The sequence below is a fragment of the Rhodophyticola sp. SM2404 genome, assembly GCF_053570515.1.
In genome coordinates this window covers 162,709-179,880 of the sequence record NZ_JBSEDL010000001.1, presented here as the reverse complement: position 1 = coordinate 179,880, position 17,172 = coordinate 162,709, and the positions used below count along the sequence as shown (strand labels likewise).

General features: G+C 54.7%; 18 protein-coding genes and 2 tRNA genes. 4 read left to right on the top strand and 16 right to left on the bottom strand.

Annotated elements, in window-relative coordinates:
• Nucleotides 1-9: 9 nt before the first annotated feature.
• The 11 genes from ACTYEO_RS00900 to ACTYEO_RS00850 all read right to left on the bottom strand — a co-directional run bounded on the left by ACTYEO_RS00900 (nt 10) and on the right by ACTYEO_RS00850 (nt 7,294).
• Entirely contained in the window at nt 10-474 is a 465-nt protein-coding gene (locus tag ACTYEO_RS00900; protein WP_449321826.1) for a PepSY domain-containing protein, read from the bottom strand.
• A gap of 173 nt (nt 475-647) precedes the next feature.
• Nucleotides 648-1,874 (bottom strand): tryptophan synthase subunit beta, encoded by a 1,227-nt coding sequence (gene trpB, locus ACTYEO_RS00895; RefSeq protein ID WP_449321825.1) that lies wholly within the window; start codon nt 1,872-1,874, stop codon nt 648-650.
• A gap of 78 nt (nt 1,875-1,952) precedes the next feature.
• Nucleotides 1,953-2,588, bottom strand: a complete 636-nt coding sequence (locus ACTYEO_RS00890; protein WP_449321824.1) for a phosphoribosylanthranilate isomerase — start codon at nt 2,586-2,588, stop codon at nt 1,953-1,955.
• Nucleotides 2,589-2,597: 9 nt separating this feature from the next.
• Nucleotides 2,598-2,957, bottom strand: coding sequence for a LapA family protein (locus ACTYEO_RS00885; RefSeq protein WP_449322208.1), 360 nt, complete (start codon nt 2,955-2,957; stop codon nt 2,598-2,600).
• Nucleotides 2,958-2,984: 27 nt separating this feature from the next.
• Entirely contained in the window at nt 2,985-3,263 is a 279-nt protein-coding gene (gene ihfB, locus ACTYEO_RS00880; RefSeq protein ID WP_449321823.1) for an integration host factor subunit beta, read from the bottom strand.
• A 202-nt stretch (nt 3,264-3,465) separates the two neighbouring features.
• Nucleotides 3,466-3,542, bottom strand: a tRNA-Arg gene (locus tag ACTYEO_RS00875).
• 404 nt (nt 3,543-3,946) lie between these two features.
• Nucleotides 3,947-4,423, bottom strand: a complete 477-nt coding sequence (locus ACTYEO_RS00870; protein ID WP_449321822.1) for a hypothetical protein — start codon at nt 4,421-4,423, stop codon at nt 3,947-3,949.
• 323 nt (nt 4,424-4,746) lie between these two features.
• Nucleotides 4,747-5,718 (bottom strand): DMT family transporter, encoded by a 972-nt coding sequence (locus tag ACTYEO_RS00865; RefSeq protein WP_449321821.1) that lies wholly within the window; start codon nt 5,716-5,718, stop codon nt 4,747-4,749.
• A 425-nt stretch (nt 5,719-6,143) separates the two neighbouring features.
• On the bottom strand, nt 6,144-6,473 hold the full coding sequence (locus ACTYEO_RS00860; protein WP_449321820.1) for a nuclear transport factor 2 family protein: 330 nt from the start codon (nt 6,471-6,473) through the stop codon (nt 6,144-6,146).
• Nucleotides 6,474-6,851: 378 nt separating this feature from the next.
• Nucleotides 6,852-6,928: transfer RNA gene (locus ACTYEO_RS00855), tRNA-Arg, on the bottom strand.
• 54 nt (nt 6,929-6,982) lie between these two features.
• On the bottom strand, nt 6,983-7,294 hold the full coding sequence (locus tag ACTYEO_RS00850; protein WP_449321819.1) for an ETC complex I subunit: 312 nt from the start codon (nt 7,292-7,294) through the stop codon (nt 6,983-6,985).
• A 366-nt stretch (nt 7,295-7,660) separates the two neighbouring features.
• On the opposite strand from ACTYEO_RS00850, the gene uvrB reads away from it, so the two are divergent.
• Entirely contained in the window at nt 7,661-9,847 is a 2,187-nt protein-coding gene (gene uvrB, locus ACTYEO_RS00845) for an excinuclease ABC subunit UvrB (RefSeq protein WP_449321818.1), read from the top strand.
• Between the two features lie 196 nt (nt 9,848-10,043).
• Here the strand turns inward: uvrB and ACTYEO_RS00840 are convergent, their stop codons facing one another.
• Both ACTYEO_RS00840 and ACTYEO_RS00835 read right to left on the bottom strand, forming a co-directional pair.
• Entirely contained in the window at nt 10,044-10,568 is a 525-nt protein-coding gene (locus ACTYEO_RS00840; RefSeq protein ID WP_449321817.1) for an REP-associated tyrosine transposase, read from the bottom strand.
• Between the two features lie 70 nt (nt 10,569-10,638).
• Nucleotides 10,639-11,217: a rhodanese-like domain-containing protein gene (locus ACTYEO_RS00835; RefSeq protein WP_449321816.1), complete on the bottom strand. Its 579-nt coding sequence runs from the start codon at nt 11,215-11,217 to the stop codon at nt 10,639-10,641.
• A gap of 115 nt (nt 11,218-11,332) precedes the next feature.
• On the opposite strand from ACTYEO_RS00835, the gene ACTYEO_RS00830 reads away from it, so the two are divergent.
• Both ACTYEO_RS00830 and ACTYEO_RS00825 read left to right on the top strand, forming a co-directional pair.
• Nucleotides 11,333-11,767, top strand: coding sequence for a hypothetical protein (locus ACTYEO_RS00830; protein ID WP_449321815.1), 435 nt, complete (start codon nt 11,333-11,335; stop codon nt 11,765-11,767).
• A gap of 77 nt (nt 11,768-11,844) precedes the next feature.
• Entirely contained in the window at nt 11,845-13,092 is a 1,248-nt protein-coding gene (locus ACTYEO_RS00825) for a lytic murein transglycosylase (protein ID WP_449321814.1), read from the top strand.
• 12 nt (nt 13,093-13,104) lie between these two features.
• Here the strand turns inward: ACTYEO_RS00825 and ACTYEO_RS00820 are convergent, their stop codons facing one another.
• Together ACTYEO_RS00820 and ACTYEO_RS00815 are read right to left on the bottom strand one after the other, a co-directional pair.
• Nucleotides 13,105-13,596, bottom strand: coding sequence for a tRNA (cytidine(34)-2'-O)-methyltransferase (locus tag ACTYEO_RS00820; RefSeq protein WP_449321813.1), 492 nt, complete (start codon nt 13,594-13,596; stop codon nt 13,105-13,107).
• A complete protein-coding gene (locus ACTYEO_RS00815) occupies nt 13,589-14,185 on the bottom strand; it encodes a carboxymuconolactone decarboxylase family protein (RefSeq protein WP_449321812.1) in 597 nt (198 codons plus the stop codon). The genes ACTYEO_RS00820 and ACTYEO_RS00815 overlap by 8 nt, the downstream gene beginning before the upstream one ends.
• 97 nt (nt 14,186-14,282) lie before the next feature.
• Here ACTYEO_RS00815 and ACTYEO_RS00810 point away from each other — a divergent pair, with 97 nt between their 5' ends.
• Nucleotides 14,283-14,759 carry a HugZ family pyridoxamine 5'-phosphate oxidase gene (locus ACTYEO_RS00810; RefSeq protein ID WP_449321811.1) on the top strand — a complete coding sequence of 159 codons (477 nt, stop codon included), beginning with the start codon at nt 14,283-14,285 and terminating at the stop codon, nt 14,757-14,759.
• Between the two features lie 71 nt (nt 14,760-14,830).
• Here the strand turns inward: ACTYEO_RS00810 and ACTYEO_RS00805 are convergent, their stop codons facing one another.
• Nucleotides 14,831-17,122: a right-handed parallel beta-helix repeat-containing protein gene (locus ACTYEO_RS00805; protein WP_449321810.1), complete on the bottom strand. Its 2,292-nt coding sequence runs from the start codon at nt 17,120-17,122 to the stop codon at nt 14,831-14,833.
• Nucleotides 17,123-17,172: the final 50 nt, after the last annotated feature.

The following is a 17,172-nucleotide window of genomic DNA, read 5'->3' as shown; positions in this document are numbered from 1 at the left end:
TAATGCGCTTTAGTCATCATCGCTATCGCGATCGTCATCATCATCGTTGTCACTATCATCGTTGTCGTCATCGTCATCATTGTCGTCGTCATCGTGATCGTCGTCATGATCATCATCGTCATCGTCGTCATAGCGCCCATTATCATCGTCATCATCCCGACCATTGTCATCATCATCGGTAAAATCACGCGCTCTGGTTCTGATCTCATAGCCCCTCAATCCACGGTCTTCAGCGTCGGCAGGTCCAACCTCGGTGCTCAGGACAGCGCCAGTCACGGCATCGTAGACCACTTCGGTTTCCTGTCCCGCGCGAATACCTTCGACCTTGATCTGATTCAGGCCCCGTTGGACTTCGATATAGTCATATCCCTCTTGCTGATATTGCGCCAAGAGTTGGTCAGCTAAATCCTGTGATACGGCCATGCCTGCCGAAAGAAGAACAACGCCTGTTGCTGTCATAATCGTTTTCATCATGGGTCTCCCATCTGGTTGCGGCGCAGCGGAAGTGCCACGCCTTGCAGGACAGATGGAGAGGAAACCCAGCTTGAGAAATTGGCTAACCGTTTAGAAGCGGGTCCGTAAACCCGCTATCTACACGCATAAACCAAAGGTTGATGAGGAATGGAAAGGCTGTTTGGGTGGTTGCCCTAGCCGTTCATTTCCCAGCCGAGCGCACGCGCCACGGTAAAGATATCCTTGTCGCCACGGCCACACATATTCATGCAGATGATATGATCCTTGGGCAGATCAGGCGCGATCTTGGCGACATGGGCCAAGGCATGCGACGGCTCCAGCGCGGGGATGATCCCTTCGGCTTCACAACATAGCTGGAATGCATCAAGCGCCTCGGTATCAGTGATCGAGACATATTGCGCGCGCCCGATCTCGTGCAGCCAAGAATGTTCAGGGCCAATACCGGGGTAATCGAGACCCGCGCTGATGGAATGGCCTTCCAGAATCTGGCCATCGCCATCCTGCAACAGATAGGTGCGGTTGCCATGCAGCACACCGGGGCGCCCACCTGTCAGCGAGGCGCAATGCTCCATCTTGTCATTCACACCTTTGCCACCCGCTTCGACGCCGATGATATTGACCTCTTTGTCGTCAAGGAAAGGGAAGAACAGACCCATTGCGTTCGAGCCGCCTCCAATCGCCGCGATCAGCGTGTCGGGCAAACGGCCTTCGGCCTCCATCATCTGCTCTTTGGTTTCCTTGCCGATGATCGCTTGGAAATCGCGGACCATCGCGGGGTAAGGATGGGGGCCTGCAACGGTGCCGATGCAATAGAATGTGTCGCGCACATTGGTCACCCAATCGCGCAGCGCGTCATTCATCGCGTCTTTCAGGGTGCCACGGCCGCTGGTCACGGGCACAACCTCGGCCCCCAGCAATTTCATGCGGAACACATTGGGCGCCTGACGCTCCACATCATGTGCGCCCATATAGACCACGCATTTCAACCCGAATTTCGCGCAGACAGTCGCCGTGGCAACGCCGTGCTGGCCAGCACCCGTTTCCGCAATGATGCGGGTCTTGCCCATGCGACGCGCCAGAATGATCTGGCCCAAGACGTTGTTGATCTTATGCGCGCCTGTATGGTTCAGCTCATCGCGCTTCATGTAGATTTTCGCACCGCCAAAACGCTCGGTCAGACGCTCGGCATGATAGAGCGGCGAAGGGCGGCCGACATAATGCTTCCACAAGAAATCCATCTCATCCCAGAAGCTCTGGTCTGTTTTGGCAAACTCGTATTGCTCTTCCAGCTCGAGGATCAGCGGCATCAGGGTTTCCGACACAAACCGCCCGCCGAAATCGCCGAAGCGGCCGCTTTCATCAGGGCCTGTCATATAGCTGTTCAGGATGTCATCGGGCATAGGTTACGCCTCCTCTTTGCTGTTCAATCTGCCTAACGCGCAGCGCAGAAAGGAGCAAGGGCGCGAGGCGTGGTTCGGCTAGGCCAACGCTTGGGCAAATGCGCGCATCAAGCCCGCATCCTTAACCCCCACGCTGCTTTCAACGCCTGAGGAGAGATCCACTTGGCGCGCGCCCGTCATCTGCACGGCCAGCGCGACATTTTCAGGCGTTAAACCTCCCGCCAATATCCAAGGCACAGGCCAACGACGGTTTGCGATCAAGCGCCAATCAAAGGCCAAGCCATTTCCACCTGGAAGCTTGGCGGTTTTGGGCGGCTTTGCATCAACCAAAATCTGGTCGGCAACCTGCGCATAGACATCAAGCTGCGGCAGATCTTCGGCATCGGCGATGCCAACCGCTTTCATCACAGGCAAGCCATACCGCGCCTTGATCTGCGCCACACGCTCGGGGCTTTCCTTACCGTGGAGCTGCAGGATATCCAGCGGAACCTTCGAAGTGATCTCATCAAGAAACGCATCATCGGCATCCACAACCAAGGCCACCTTGGCCACACCAACGGGCACCTCGACAGCAAGCAGACGCGCCTCATCGGGCGTCACATTGCGCGGAGATTTGGAAAAAAACACAAAGCCGACATAGCGCGCACCCGCATCAGCGGCCGCGACAACATCTTCGACACGGGATAACCCGCAAAATTTGATAGATACGCTCATAACGCAGACCTAGCGCGCGGCGCTGCCATCCTCAAGCAGAGCCAGCACCTCGTCCTTGCCCTCATTCTGACGGCCTTTGAGGGTCTGCACTTCGCGCTCAAGCTTCTTCTTGTCACGCTTATGCAGCTTGGCATCGGCACGGTGGCGATGCTCACGCAGCCATTCCCAAACGAAACCAACCAAAAGCCCGACAGCCACACCCCCGAAGATGACTAGAAACAGCGGCAATTCGATCGCAAAGGACCACCCAGCCCAAACCGCCAGATCCTCGGGCAGAACCCGCAAAGTCACTGGATCGCGGTTCGCCAAAGCAAGCAGAACCAAGGCCAGCGCGACAAGAGCAAGAAAGGCGTATTTGAGGTAGCGGATCACTGCGTTGCTCCTAGGTGGGACAGATCAGGCGTTCAAACGATCGCGTAGCAGCTTACCCGCCTTGAAGAAAGGCACATGCTTTTCTTCCACTTGAACACTTTCACCCGTGCGCGGGTTGCGGCCCATACGCGCATCGCGCTGTTTCACCGAGAAAGCGCCAAAGCCACGAAGTTCGACCCGATCACCCCGCGCCATCGCTTCAATAATCTCTTCGAAGATCGCGTTCACAATACGCTCAACATCGCGCTGAAACAGATGCGGATTTTCTTCTGCGAGTTTTTGAATGAGCTCTGATCTGATCATAGGTAGCCTCCCCGACGTGACGAGACAATTTTTACCGATAGGCCAGATGCTTACAATCACCAAAGGGCGTGCAAGCCATGAAAGATCGGGTTTTTTGGGCTTTTTCGCCCCGATCTGGGGAATTGTGGCAAGAAAACTCTCACTTTGCGAAATCAGACGGCATTCAAACTCGAAAAACAGCGCATGATTCGGAGAATGCGTGTGGCGATCCCTTAAGGACTCGAACCCTCAACCTGCTAATTAGAAGTCAGCTGCTCTATCCAGTTGAGCTAAGGGACCAGAACCTATTTTTCCAACTTATTTAGGCTCAAACAGAGTTTCAAGAAGCATTAAACTACGCTATGCTTCGCAAACTTACCCTGTTTTGTCTCGCTGAGGGTCTCGCTGATAAATGCCCACCTTATCCTGCGTCTAGCAGCGCAACTACAAAACCCTCCGGTGGCTTCTGCCTGCCAAAATATGAATAGATGGACATTGCCCTTACGGTATCGCCGGCGACGGACATGGTTACATTCCACTCCTCACCAGCGCTTGGGCGAATGATAAACTCAATCTGCCGCTCTGGAGCGCCTCCGCAGTAAACAACCCCCTCTGGAGCCTCCATGGCTGCAGCTGCAAACACCACCAAGCAAAGCAAGGCAACTATAATCGCTCCAATCCTCTGCGCCATTAATTGCTGTCCTCTAATCTCCTGGGACTATTTGATTCACAAGTAGCAGAGGCGGAGGCTTATTTCGCTCTCCTAATTTCACTATTTTGTCGGCCTGTGATTTGCGCTCAATCAAATATGCAAATGATTGGGTAACCTCATGGAGGCGAGTCTCGGCCGTCTCAGCCCTTATGGCGTTTGCCGCAGACTGACGCTCAACGCTCTTAATATGATCTTTGAGTTGACGACGCTCTGCCTTTACGATTTCGAGGGAAACTGCATATTGAAGCAGTTCATCTTTTTTACTCTCTAGCTTTTGAGACAAATCTAGGATTTCAACTTTCTGACTGCGCTCAAACGAACCGATCTTGAACAATAGCTTTAGTGCAACATCAACATCAAGTCCGTCCTCTCCGATCTCAGTCAAATCAAAGAGACTCGTGGCCATAAAAGAAAGTGTAGCTTTGTTTCTACCCGTGATTTTTGCAAGTTTTTCCCATTGAATAACCATAAAATTTTCGTAGCCTTAATTTTAGAATTAGCGTGAAAGTGTGTCACATCAGGCTTTTGGCATCAAGAACTGCGTTAACGAAGCGAGTGTCCAGTTCATCTAGTTTACTTCGTTACTCGCACATCAGATTGCATAAAAGTATCCATTTTGCCAAAAGAAAATACTCCGATGTCCGTTGGCGAAGGCAAAGCTCAGCTATGCTGTTCCAGCTAAGCAGTCTGGCGTGTACCCATCGGTTGGTCCACCAACGGAGACTGTTTTTTCCTGCAGATCGGAAGATTACTTTCAAAAAGCTTCTCCACGATTAAGGTCGAATTGATCAGCTAAGCAGTCTCGCTTTCGTCATTCTTACGCTCAAACATAATGAACACAACGAGAGCAGAGATCACTATCCCTCCACCAACCAACATCATCATAGTTGGTTTTTCTCCCATGCCCCACCATACCCACAGAGGCCCCAATATTGTTTCAGACAACATGATTAAGCTTACTGTTGAAGGTTTTATGCTCCGTGCAGCATAAGAAAGTGCTACGAACGACAGTGGCAAAATAATTATACCAGTAAAGGCAATTGAAATCATTTTAGCTATAGAGAGCCATTGTAACGTGTCAGCGAACAAAAAGCCCACCAAAGCTGCACACATTGCTCCAATAGCCAATGCTAGTGGAAAAGGTGCTTCGCTATCCTTACGTATTAAAGTAAAATTCATTGCAAGTGCTAGTGCTACTCCTAACCCTAGCAGCAATCCAATCAAAGTATTTGTGTCCAGCCTTAAGCCCTCAACTTCATTTCCTAGTAGTGAAATTAACAATCCAGCCATAACCACAAGTGCGGTAACTAGCGTTAACTTAGAAACTGGTTCGTTCAGGATAAATATTGATAAAAGGGACGCAAATATTGGAACTGTAGAAACGCCAATAAGGACTATCACAACGGGAGCCAGTGCAATCGCTAGGCTAAAAAATACAGCATTAAGTATTTGACAACATATTAGAACGCCAAAGCTAAGCGTTGCTGCTTTTGGCAAACTCTTCCAGCCATTCAACACTACCCAAATAATGAAATAGGCTAGGCTACTTAAGCCCCCACGCCAAATAAGCATATTCCAGCCATCCAGTTGTGAAAAGCGCATCAGAAAAGTATCAGGCGTTAACAACAATGCTCCGATTGCTGCCAGGATAACTCCCATTGTGGTAGTGCCGATTCCGGTCGTAATCTGCTGAAGCCTCGTATTTGGTGTGTTAATGGTGCCAGCATTGACACGATCATTAATCCCATACCGTTTCAAGCCCATTAGCTCCACCTATGCTCTGGTAGATCTAGTCAACTGGTGAGCTTGAGTTCCCTCGGATGTACGTTTCGATCACCAAGGGTATGCGTTATTTCTAAGATTTCTTGGATTATATAAGCACAGGATAAAACTATCGCCGTTGTTGAGCCACTTTCAGCGGACTATTCTGGGGCAGCTAGAAGTTTGATGAAGCCGCTCAATACCGCGTTAAAATGACAGTACGAATCAATAAAAAACATTTCCAACTTCAAAAATGCCGCGCAAAAAGTCAGTCACGTATTCATAATTTGCGCCATTTCCGATCTGCTCATAAATTGACTAGCTGAGACACTCACGCCCAAGCCGTTTGTCTGTTGTTTTGGATAGCTAGGACGCCGATGGCAACGCGCTAGCTTTGGCCATACAGACTGCTCTTGTGGCTAAACTTTTTACTGAAGAGATAGCGGTGTTGCGCCGGACTCCATTCTTGTAATTTTTCCATCTTTCACCACACGCACCAGCATCACTGCATTTCTACCCGCTGGTCCGTCTAATATTGAATGACTGACAATGATTTCATCATTCTCATAGATTAAACGTCTGGCCTCAGATTTTACTTGATCTCTGACGCCTGTCATCAAGTAATCAATGAACTCATTCTTGGTCATCTTCTCGCCAGTATTATGTCTGACAAAAATAAAGCTGTCGTCCAACAATTCTTCCATACTTGGCCTGTCGAGTGCGTTTGCTGCGTCCCACCATTTATTAAATAAGCTCACCTTTTGCTCCTTGTTTGAGGCCAGACTGACAGTCTAATCACTTCATGCACAAACCAAATTTCTATTTTGGATATTCAGGCCAAAACCATCCCAAGGCAATCCTTCTCAGAAAAAAATTAGAGTTCGCTACTCCTGTTTGCAAATGAGCGCTCACGGCGCCTCCACTTCGTTCTTTCATCTGTTGGACTGTGGCGGCTGATAACATTAACCACCGATAGCAACGCACGCGCGGGCGGGAGCAAACACGCAGCCACACGCGTAGGACGGTGGCTGGATTTTTTACATCAACTTACGCGATTCCACGCCACTTCGTCTCGCTGATTGTCTCGCTGAAATTCTACACGAAGGTTTATATGCGGACTTTTTAGCTTATTTTTATGGCGATCCCTGAAGGACTCGAACCCTCAACCTGCTGATTAGAAGTCAGCTGCTCTATCCAGTTGAGCTAAGGGACCGCTGGCTGCGTCACTACGCAATGATTTTGGCCACGTCTACCGCGGACAAAAAGATTAGTGGGTCCAAACGCCACGGCGATTGGTCGCGAAATTATCGCCATAGCCGCCCGCGCGGATATTCTGCTTGCGGGATTTGGGCTTGAGCACCACGGCCTCGATCCCTTTGGATTGCGCGTAATCCTTTGCGGCCTCCGCGCTCTCGAAACTCAGGCGGACCTGCGAATTCATGTCGGACGAACTTGTCCAACCCATCAAAGGATCAACCTCGCGGGACGACTCGGCTGCAAATTCCAGAACCCAATCCTTCGTCTTGGCAGTGCCAGAGGACATGGCGGTTCTTGCAGGTTTGTAGATGCGCGCTCGCATGGGCAACTCCCGTGTTCGGATCGGCCTTCTATATCGGCAAATCTGCCTTGTAATGCAACGGGGTTTGCAGCCGCGCCTTGCGATTTTTCAAGGGGCCGGTGCGCAAATGTGGTTGCCCCCCACGGAGGTGGGAGCGAGGGGTGGGTGGGTGAACCAACCGCGAGGGACAACCGGTCGTGCTGCTTGCAAGGCCAGACTATCGCCCCATCCATGAGAAATTGGTTAATGCGATCCCGTTCATCGGCATAAAACTTATGCAGAATTTTAGCGAATTCTGGTCAATCGCGCCGCGGCATGCAGGACCGCCCTTGAAGAAGAACAAAATAAGACCATTCTAGAGGTCTCCCCCGATGCAAGGATTCGGTCATGCATAACAACTCGCCCGAGCAAATGCCCGAGCTGCCAAACGTGATCTCCCCCGCGCGCGAAAAACTCGAAGGGGGCAGGCGTTTCGTGTTGCACACGGAGTTCGAGCCCGCAGGCGACCAGCCGACCGCGATCAAGGAATTGAGCCAAGGCCTCAATGAGGGAGAGCATAATCAGGTTTTGCTTGGGGCAACAGGCACGGGCAAAACCTTCACCATGGCGAAGGTAATCGAAGAAACGCAGCGCCCCGCGATTATTCTTGCGCCGAACAAAACATTGGCCGCGCAGCTTTACGGGGAATTCAAAGGCTTCTTCCCTGAAAACGCGGTGGAATATTTCGTCAGCTATTATGACTACTACCAGCCCGAAGCCTATGTCGCGCGCTCGGACACCTATATCGAGAAAGAATCCCAGATTAACGAGCAGATCGACAGGATGCGCCACTCGGCCACCCGCGCGCTGCTCGAACGCGATGATGTGATCATTGTCGCCTCGGTTTCCTGCATCTACGGCATCGGCTCGGTCGAGACCTACACTGCCATGACCGTCGATCTGCATGTGGGTCAGGAATACAATCAACGCCAAGTCATGGCCGATCTGGTGGCGCAGCAATACAAGCGCAATGACCAAGGGTTTCAACGTGGCAGTTTCCGCGTGCGGGGCGACAGCCTCGAGGTTTGGCCCGCCCACCTTGATGACCGCGCTTGGAAACTGTCCTTCTTCGGCGAGGAGCTGGAGAGCATCACCGAGTTTGATCCTCTCACGGGCGAGAAAACCGACAGCTTCGAGAAAATCCGCGTCTATGCGAATTCGCATTATGTAACGCCGCGCCCAACGATGAACCAAGCGGTCAAGGGCATCAAAGCCGAATTGCAGATGCGCCTCGACCAGATGGTGGGTGAGGGTAAATTGCTTGAGGCACAGCGCCTTGAGCAACGCACCAATTTCGACCTCGAGATGCTGGAGGCCACGGGCGTGTGCAATGGCATCGAGAATTACTCGCGCTATCTGACAGGCCGCGCACCGGGTGAGCCGCCGCCCACTTTGTTCGAATACATCCCCGATAACGCCATCGTCTTCGCCGATGAAAGCCATGTCTCTGTGCCGCAAATCGGCGGCATGTATCGGGGCGACTACAGGCGTAAATTCACACTGGCCGAACACGGGTTCCGCCTGCCCTCCTGCATGGATAACCGCCCTCTTAAATTCGAGGAATGGGACGCCATGCGCCCGCAATCGGTCTATGTCTCGGCCACCCCTTCGGCATGGGAGATCGATCAGGCGGGTGGCGTCTTCACCGAGCAGATCATTCGCCCGACAGGGCTGTTGGACCCAATGATCGAAATCCGCCCTGTGCAAATGCAGGTCGATGATCTTCTAGATGAAATCCGCCGTGTCGCCGCTGACGGGATGCGCACGCTTGTGACCACGCTGACCAAACGCATGGCCGAGGATTTGACGGAATACCTGCATGAGCAGGGCATCCGCGTGCGCTATATGCATTCCGATATCGACACGATCGAACGGATCGAGATTTTGCGCGACCTGCGCCTTGGCGCCTTTGACGTGCTGATCGGGATCAACCTGTTGCGCGAGGGTCTCGATATTCCCGAATGTGGTCTGGTGGCCATTCTGGATGCCGATAAAGAAGGCTTCCTGCGCTCCGAAACCTCGCTGATCCAGACCATCGGGCGCGCCGCGCGCAATGATAAAGGCCGCGTGATCATGTATGCCGACAAGATCACTGGCTCCATGGAACGCGCCATGGCCGAGACCGAGCGTCGCCGCGCCAAACAGGCCGCCTATAACGAAGAACATGGCATCACGCCCGCAACCGTAAAGAAGAATGTCGAGGATATTCTGGCGGGTCTCTATAAAGGCGATGTCGATATGAACCGCGTCACCGCCAAGGTGGATGCGCCTATGGTGGGCGCGAACCTGATGGCGCATCTGGACGGGTTACGCACGCAAATGCGCAAGGCAGCCGAGAACCTCGAGTTTGAGGAAGCCGCAAGGTTGCGCGATGAGGTGAAACGTCTGGAAGCGGTCGAGCTTGCCGTGGCCGATGACCCGCTGGCCCGCCAATCCGCCGTGGAACAAGCGGCAGAAGATGCGGTGAAAGCCAGTGGCCGTTCAACAGCGGGCAGACCGGGTCAACGGGGCGGCGTGAAGCGGCGGGGGCGGTGATTATGGCCTATTTTGGCTTTCCAATTGTCGTAGCTGTTCGACCATCAGAGAATAGCCATCGCATATACATCTCGTGCATCCTGACGCCCGAACGGCCCCTCCTCCGAGCTGGGTAGGGTGGGCAATCCTGCCCACCAGCGCGGGCTGCAAGACCACCCTCCATCGCATGATCAAATGGTGGGCGGTATCGCCCACCCTACTCACCGAATGCGCCATCGAATTTGGGCGAAGACCAGCCGTTTGGCACACGGCCTGCGCGATGGTCGCGGTGGATCGAGGATAGTTCCCAATCCATCGCGGCCGCGACCAGACCGTGGCGAACGGGGTTTGCCCAACAATACTCGACATGCATCCGGTAATCGCGATCATCTCGGATAGCGTGTTCCCAATAGCGGCGCTGCCAAAGCCCGACCTCCCGCTTTGCGTGTTTGGAGGCAGAACGCGGATAGCGCTTGCCCAAAGCATGACTGAACCGCGCCTTGATCCTGCGCCATCGTTCAGGAAAATCGCTGTCGCCTTGCGGTAGCGTCCAGACGGCATGCATGTGATCGGGCAGGATCACGATGGCATCTGTCACAAAAGGCAATTCTGACGCCGTAGCGCGATAGGCCTGCCGCAAGAGATCGGCATGATCGGTCAGGACAGATCTACTCCGCGCCGCCGTGACGACCGTGAAGAAAAACGTCCCACCAGAAATGCGCAAACGGCGATAGTTCGACATGCACGACAGCATGGCAAACAAGCGTTAACGAAGGGATAACGTTGGATAAGACAGCCTCCCCCTTGCAGCCTCACATACCCGGAACCACGGTCAGCCCGAGCATGTTCCAGTTCTGCATTCCGCCGCGATAGTAATAGATTTGCTCGGCGGGATAGCCCGCCTCAATCATACGGCGCGCGGCGGTGGGGGATTGGCCGCACCAAGGGCCATTGCAAAACAGCACAACGCGCGGCACCTCTTCGCAAATCCAGCCGTCGAAATCGACTTCACAGCCCAATTCCCCCAAACGATCCGCGGCTTCGGTATAAGGCACCGAGATCGCACCGGGGATGGTGCCCGATTCAAAATTCGGGCGGATGCGGCCGTCAATCAGCACGGCATCCTCGGCTTGCAGCATCTCCAGCACCTCCAATTCGCCGATGGTTGTCACACCGGGTGCGGGGGTCATCGGCTGGATGCAGAAATTCGGGCAAGAGCGCGAGGTGAGAGTCCAGTCGCCCTCAAGCCGGTTGGCATTGTCCTGAATACGCGAAATCTCAACCTCGCCTTGCGGCGTCTCGACGGTGACGGACATGATATCGGGTGTGATCCCGACAGGCTCGGCAAAGGCAGCCCCTGTCATTAGGGCTAAGGCGATTAGGCTACGCATGATTGGTCCTCCCTGAACATCTTGGTGCCAAGGTCGGGCCATCTGCGTATCGGGTCAAGCCTTGGTCGCGAAATGTCTGTTTTGACGCAGGCAGGTTTCACGCTAATTTTGCGGTATGAAATTATGTGTAAGCTTGTTTTTATTGATGCTCTCCACCCCTGCGCTTGCTTGGGAGGCAGGCTTTGACGGGCCTTTATGCACGCTTGAACATGATCAAGACGGCGCGCAAATGCGGCTGACCTATAACCCCGCAGGTCCGCTTTACACCATCACGGTCACCAGCCCTCAGGCATGGTCGGACAGCCCCTATTTCGGCATCCAGTTCCAAGGCCCCTCGCCCAATATCATCACCACGGATCGTCATTCCCTCTCGGAGAGCCGCGATGCCTTGAGCGTCAGCGATCGTGGCTTTGGAAATGTTTTGAACGGCCTGTCTGACAACGACATTGCATTGGCCTTCACGCCAAATGCCAGCATCGCCTTCGATCTTGAGGGTGCCGCCCCCGCCGTTGCCGCCTTTGAAGCCTGCGCCACCAGACCTTTGGCATAAATCCGCGCAGGGTCTTGTGCAAAAACCCTGTTCCGTAGAGACTCAGGGAAAAACACGAGCAGAAAAAGAGCGTTCCAATGAAAACCTCGCGTAGAAGCCTGTTAATCGGCGCAACTGCTTTGGGTCTGTCGGGCTGTATCCCCGCAAGCCCTTTGGTCACATCACAAGCCGCGTCCTCGCCACTTGATCCCGACCTGCTGCCAACACCGAATGCAAGCTATGATGCATGGGTTGCGGCCTTTCGCACTCGGGCGCAAGCGCGGGGCATTAGCGCGGCAACCCTGAGCCGCGCCTTTCGAGGAACGGGCTTTCTACCAGGTGTGGTGGAACGCGATCGCAATCAGGCCGAATTCACCCGCACATTGGAAGACTATCTGGCACTTGTTGCCAGCGAACCAAAGGTGACCGCAGGCCGCGCAGCTTTTGCTCGGCAAGGCGCTGTCCTGCGCCAGATCGAGGGGCGCTATGGCGTGCCCGCCGAACTGGTCTGCGCCATCTGGGGTGTGGAGAGCAATTTTGGCACAAGACGCGGTGATATTCCTGTGATCTCGGCAACCTCAACGCTGGCCTTTGACGGGCGGCGCGGCGAGTTCTTTGAGGCCCAACTGATCGCGGCCCTTCGTATTCTCGAAAATGGCGATACAACGCCTGATCGTCTTGTCGGGTCTTGGGCAGGCGCGATGGGGCATACCCAATTCATCCCCACCACGTTCGAGGCCTATGCCGTGGATTTCATGGGCGATGGACGGCGCGATATCTGGTCGGAAAACCCGATAGATGCATTGGCCTCGGCTGCGGCGTATCTCTCCCGTTCAGGGTGGCAGAGCGGCCAGCCTTGGGGGCTGGAGGTGCGCATTCCCGCTGGCTATGCTGGCCCATCTGGCCGCAGCACCCGCAGAAGCGTCTCAGCATGGCGCGCGGCTGGTGTGCAACCTGTCCGAGGCGGCGGCATACCCGATGCAGGCGAGGCCGCGCTTTTGCTGCCACAAGGGGCCGCTGGCCCCGCTTTCCTTGTGTTCCGCAATTTCAATGTAATCCTGCGCTATAATAATTCCGAAAATTACGGACTTGGCGTTGGCTATCTGTCGGGCCGCATTGCAGGTGGTCCACCGATCGCGGGGCGTTTCCCGCCTGACCGATACGGGCTTGTCATGGAGGAGCGTCTGGAATTGCAATCCCGCCTCAATGCAGCGGGCTTTGATGCAGGCACCCCCGATGGCGTTCTGGGCCGCAGGACCGAAGCCGCGATCATGGCCTATCAGCAAAGAAACGGCCTGCCTGTCACTGGCACCCCGTCACAGGATTTGCTGCAGCGCTTGCGCTAGGGTGTTTCGCACCTATCCCAGAACATGGCCCCGCATCGCCAGATAGGCTGCAGCCGTTGCAGCATTTGCCAAGTTGAGCGAGCGGATATGTTCACTGAACATCGGCAGGCCGAAAATCCTGTCTGGGTAGTCCTCCAAAATCTCGGGCTGGATACCCTTGGTCTCGCGCCCGAAAATCAAATAAGCGTCACGCGGATACGCCACCTCATAGGCCGAACCCGCGCTGTCATTTTCATAGAAGAACATCTGCTCTTTTTGCGGCTGGCGCTCGGCAATGAAGCTGGCCCAACTGTCATATTCGCTTAAATGGACATGCTGCCAATAATCCAACCCCGCCCGTCGCACCGATTTCTCGGTGATGTCGAAGCCATAGGGACGGATCAGAATAAGCTCCATATCCAGCGCGACACAGGTCCGCCCGACCGAACCAGTATTTCCGGGTATCTCGGGGGTAACCAGAACGATTTTCATATTATGCGGCGCAATTGGCCTTTGTTCAGACATGCTTGCCCACTGTCCATCCCGTCGTATCGGCCAAACGCGCCTTACCTTTAGAAATTGGCAAATCCTCAAGCGCCGACCCCATCGAGTCGTTCCAGCGGTTGAGATACCCGAAAAGGGCGACAACGCCCATGATCTCGACCACGGCATCCTCAGACCAGTTCGCATTGAGCCGCGCGCCGATCTCGGGGGTGACTGCATTGGGCACTTGCGTGGCGGCATGGGCAAAAGCAAGTGCTGACTTTTCAGCCTCGGTGAAATGCGGGCTGCCTTCGAAATCAAACACATCACCCAGCCGCTCCTCTGAGGCCCCGAAACGCTCGGAGGCAAGGATCATATGCGCCTGACAATACATGCACCCCGAAGCATAGCTGCTGACATAGCCTATCAGCCGTTTAAACTCGGGTGTGACGCTGCCGTAATCGGTCATCACGGCCACGTTCAAATCGGTAAAGGCGCGCGCAATCGGACTGCGATGTGCCATGGTGCGGACGCTATTGGGGATCACGCCAAGCGGCCCTTTGAAAAACTGCACATGCTCGGCCAGAGCGGGGTCCATCTCGTCTTCTTCCAGCGGTCGCACCAATGCCATGTCTCTCTCCTCCGTCAAAGCTGCATGGCAACCGTGGCGCGGGCGCACCGGACATGCAAGACCACGCGCGTAAGCAGTATTTCGGGGCGGGCGCGATATGGCCGATAAAATCAATTCGATCAGGGAAACCGATGATGAGGCCCGCGCCCTTGCCCGACGCCTTCTAGCGGACGCCTCTTTCGCAGCCCTTGGAGTGATCGAGCCCGAGACAGCGACCCCTATGGTGTCGCGCATCGCGCTGGTCGCAGCACCTGATGCTGCACCGTTGAGCTTGATCTCGGACCTGTCCCTGCATTCTGCCTGCCTTGCCGCCAATCCCGCCTGCTCTTTGCTGGTGGGCGAGCCCGAGGCTAAAGGCGATCCGCTGACCCACCCACGCCTCACCCTGCAAGCCCGCGCGACCCAAGCCGATAAGGCAGCACTCAAAGCGCATTACCTCGCGGCCTATCCCAAGGCGAAGCTCTATTATGATTTCGGAGATTTCCGTTTGATCCGTTTTGAGGTCAGCCATGCCTTCCTCAATGGCGGCTTTGGAAAGGCCTATCAGCTGAGCCCCGCCGATCTGCTCGGGTAAGGCCCACACCATCAAAAAGCCCCGACACCGCGATAACGGAGCCGAGGCCAATTGCTAGGATCAGAACGAACCTATGGTGTGTCGCAGCGTGCCGTTAGCTGCACTTTACCCTTCACGGCTTGCGACCAATTGATACGGATGGAGCCACGCCCCACACCATGCCGCACCGTTGCAAAAGGCATCGTATAGACCGCCACATTGGATGCATTTCGTATAGCCCCTTCGGGCAGAACCGAAACCGCGACACGCGCCTGCGTGGTGAAGGGGAGGTAGTCGCGCAGGTCGACTTCCCATGTGCTTAGCGCGGTATTCTCAGTCACGGCCAAAGTAATTGGGTTCTGCGAATCCTTGACGATGCCGTGATACATATTGCCCGTCATGGTCAGGTTCTTGGTGCGGCTGGTATCAAGAACAGCCACACTCTCATCCACGCCATCAACCGCATCAAGAGCAGAACCATTGGTCTGCTTAAAGGCATTATCCGTGATCGACACCGCATTCAGATAATGGTTCGGCCCCATCGGTTTGATCATGATAAACTTGAACCACGGCGCCGAGCGGATCGACATGAAAATATTACCCGTGATGGTCAGACCGCCAAAGGACAATTCATTCTGCATCTCAGGCTCGGGGTCATGCTCATTCACCCATTCGATCGCACAATTGTCGATGTAATTGCCATTGATCGTGGTTTTGCAATTGGTCTTGGTGATCACGATACCTGCCGTTCGGGTGCCATTGGTTTCATTATCGCCCTGAAAGAAATGATTGCCCGAAATCAGGTATCCCGTGCCTGCCGTGACCAGAAAATGTTTGAATTTCACGGCCCGATTATCGCGGATTTTGGCGTCGTTATTATTAACATTGATCGCGATCGAGACCCTGTCGCGCACATTCAGGACTTGCTCGTTGGACAGGAATTGGCAACGATCCACCTGCATGCCCTGACAGCCATCCCCCGCCGATGTGATCCCGCGATCTTTCGGCCCCGTGAAGAAACAATCCTGCACCTGAAAGACAAGCCCGTCCATTGGCAGCAAAAGCCCACTGCACCACCCCGCACAGAGAAACTCGATATCCGAAATCACAAAGCGCTGCAGGTTCTGGAAGCCCTTGAAATCCAAAAGGTATTTAAAGCGACGGAACTCATAGCTTTGCGATGTCGGCGGCACCCCAAGCGATTGCGACAGCGTGACCGTTCCAGCCGTCACGTTGGTTGCTTTCACATAGACCTCACGGCCCACGCCCTGCGCTGCAGTCACGAGCGACCCGATTGCGATATTGCCCACATTGCTGACATTGCTCAGCAAAAACGGAGAGGAGGCCGACCAAGTCGCAGTCGAGCTATGCACTTCATCCTCCCAACCTGCGCTATTATCAGCCGCGAGTTGCCCATTCCGGATCACGCGGCGATTGGCGTAGGAGGTGCGGTTATCAACCACCGCCTGCACATCCACAGGCTCGCTCAGCAAGACCCGTCTGCCGCTCAGATCAAAAGCCTCATGATCGGATTGATTGAACAATGTCTGAAGCCCTTTTTTCAGACCCGTCACTTCATCCCCGAAAGCATCGGCATAGCCAGCAAGGTCAAAATTCTGGTTCAAGGCAACGCGCACGGCGTCGGGCGTCTCGATCCGCCCTTCAAAGCGCATGCGATTGTTCATCGTCAGGTTCGAGGCAATATGGAACACACCCGCAGGCACAAGCACCTCCCGCCCTGCAGCAGCCGCATCAGCAGCAAAAGCGGCGCGGCAATCCGTGACACCATCGCCGATAGCGCCATAATCGGTGACATCGACCCAATCCATGATCTTGCGATGAAAGATCGAGGTGACATCTTCGATTTCGATGCTTTCGATGCGGATGATTCCGCCATTGCCACCCGTCAGATCGAGGCCGAAATGCCCATAGGTCGCCGTCTCGCCCCAAGGCATATCGACGCCGATACGCTCACCCGTTCCGACAATGGCAGAAACGGTGACCACCTCGCCATAGTCGGTCAATGTGGTTGTGGGGCCTGTTTGCGGCACGCCCGAGACATTTGCACTGCTGGAATTGCCCGCCCATCCCGCGATGCGAACCGAGGGCAACAACCCCGCCAAACCTTTGACGCGCGCCGAGACCCGAAGATACATCCCCGCACGGATCGGGGTGCTGCCCATATAGCGCAATTTCGTGGTTGTCTCGATCTTGATCAGCTCAAGACAAGTGCCGAAATCCTGATCTGCCGCAACCAGCGCTGCATTTGGTGCGGTGGAATAGGTATCAGAGCCCGGCACACCATCTTGCCGTGACCACACGCCAAGCCCGTCGCCGAAAGATGGCGGCATAAGGGTCAGCCCATCCGTGATTACTTGGTTCATATTGAAACCCTTTCCCGCGCGCTGCTCCGCGCGCGTCAGGCCCCGCTAGG

Bases quoted from the DNA above. Each gene is read 5' to 3' on its own strand.
- uvrB (WP_449321818.1), top strand. From the start codon at position 7,661: ATGCATAACAACTCGCCCGAGCAAATGCCCGAGCTGCCAAACGTGATC.
- ACTYEO_RS00865 (WP_449321821.1), bottom strand. From the start codon at position 5,718: ATGGGCTTGAAACGGTATGGGATTAATGATCGTGTCAATGCTGGCACC.
- ACTYEO_RS00835 (WP_449321816.1), bottom strand. From the start codon at position 11,217: ATGCGTAGCCTAATCGCCTTAGCCCTAATGACAGGGGCTGCCTTTGCC.
- ACTYEO_RS00810 (WP_449321811.1), top strand. From the start codon at position 14,283: ATGGCCGATAAAATCAATTCGATCAGGGAAACCGATGATGAGGCCCGC.
- trpB (WP_449321825.1), bottom strand. From the start codon at position 1,874: ATGCCCGATGACATCCTGAACAGCTATATGACAGGCCCTGATGAAAGC.
- ACTYEO_RS00805 (WP_449321810.1), bottom strand. From the start codon at position 17,122: ATGAACCAAGTAATCACGGATGGGCTGACCCTTATGCCGCCATCTTTC.
- ACTYEO_RS00900 (WP_449321826.1), bottom strand. From the start codon at position 474: ATGATGAAAACGATTATGACAGCAACAGGCGTTGTTCTTCTTTCGGCA.
- ACTYEO_RS00840 (WP_449321817.1), bottom strand. From the start codon at position 10,568: ATGTCGAACTATCGCCGTTTGCGCATTTCTGGTGGGACGTTTTTCTTC.
- ACTYEO_RS00815 (WP_449321812.1), bottom strand. From the start codon at position 14,185: ATGGCATTGGTGCGACCGCTGGAAGAAGACGAGATGGACCCCGCTCTG.
- ACTYEO_RS00870 (WP_449321822.1), bottom strand. From the start codon at position 4,423: ATGGTTATTCAATGGGAAAAACTTGCAAAAATCACGGGTAGAAACAAA.
- ihfB (WP_449321823.1), bottom strand. From the start codon at position 3,263: ATGATCAGATCAGAGCTCATTCAAAAACTCGCAGAAGAAAATCCGCAT.
- ACTYEO_RS00850 (WP_449321819.1), bottom strand. From the start codon at position 7,294: ATGCGAGCGCGCATCTACAAACCTGCAAGAACCGCCATGTCCTCTGGC.
- ACTYEO_RS00830 (WP_449321815.1), top strand. From the start codon at position 11,333: ATGAAATTATGTGTAAGCTTGTTTTTATTGATGCTCTCCACCCCTGCG.
- ACTYEO_RS00820 (WP_449321813.1), bottom strand. From the start codon at position 13,596: ATGTCTGAACAAAGGCCAATTGCGCCGCATAATATGAAAATCGTTCTG.
- ACTYEO_RS00890 (WP_449321824.1), bottom strand. From the start codon at position 2,588: ATGAGCGTATCTATCAAATTTTGCGGGTTATCCCGTGTCGAAGATGTT.
- ACTYEO_RS00825 (WP_449321814.1), top strand. From the start codon at position 11,845: ATGAAAACCTCGCGTAGAAGCCTGTTAATCGGCGCAACTGCTTTGGGT.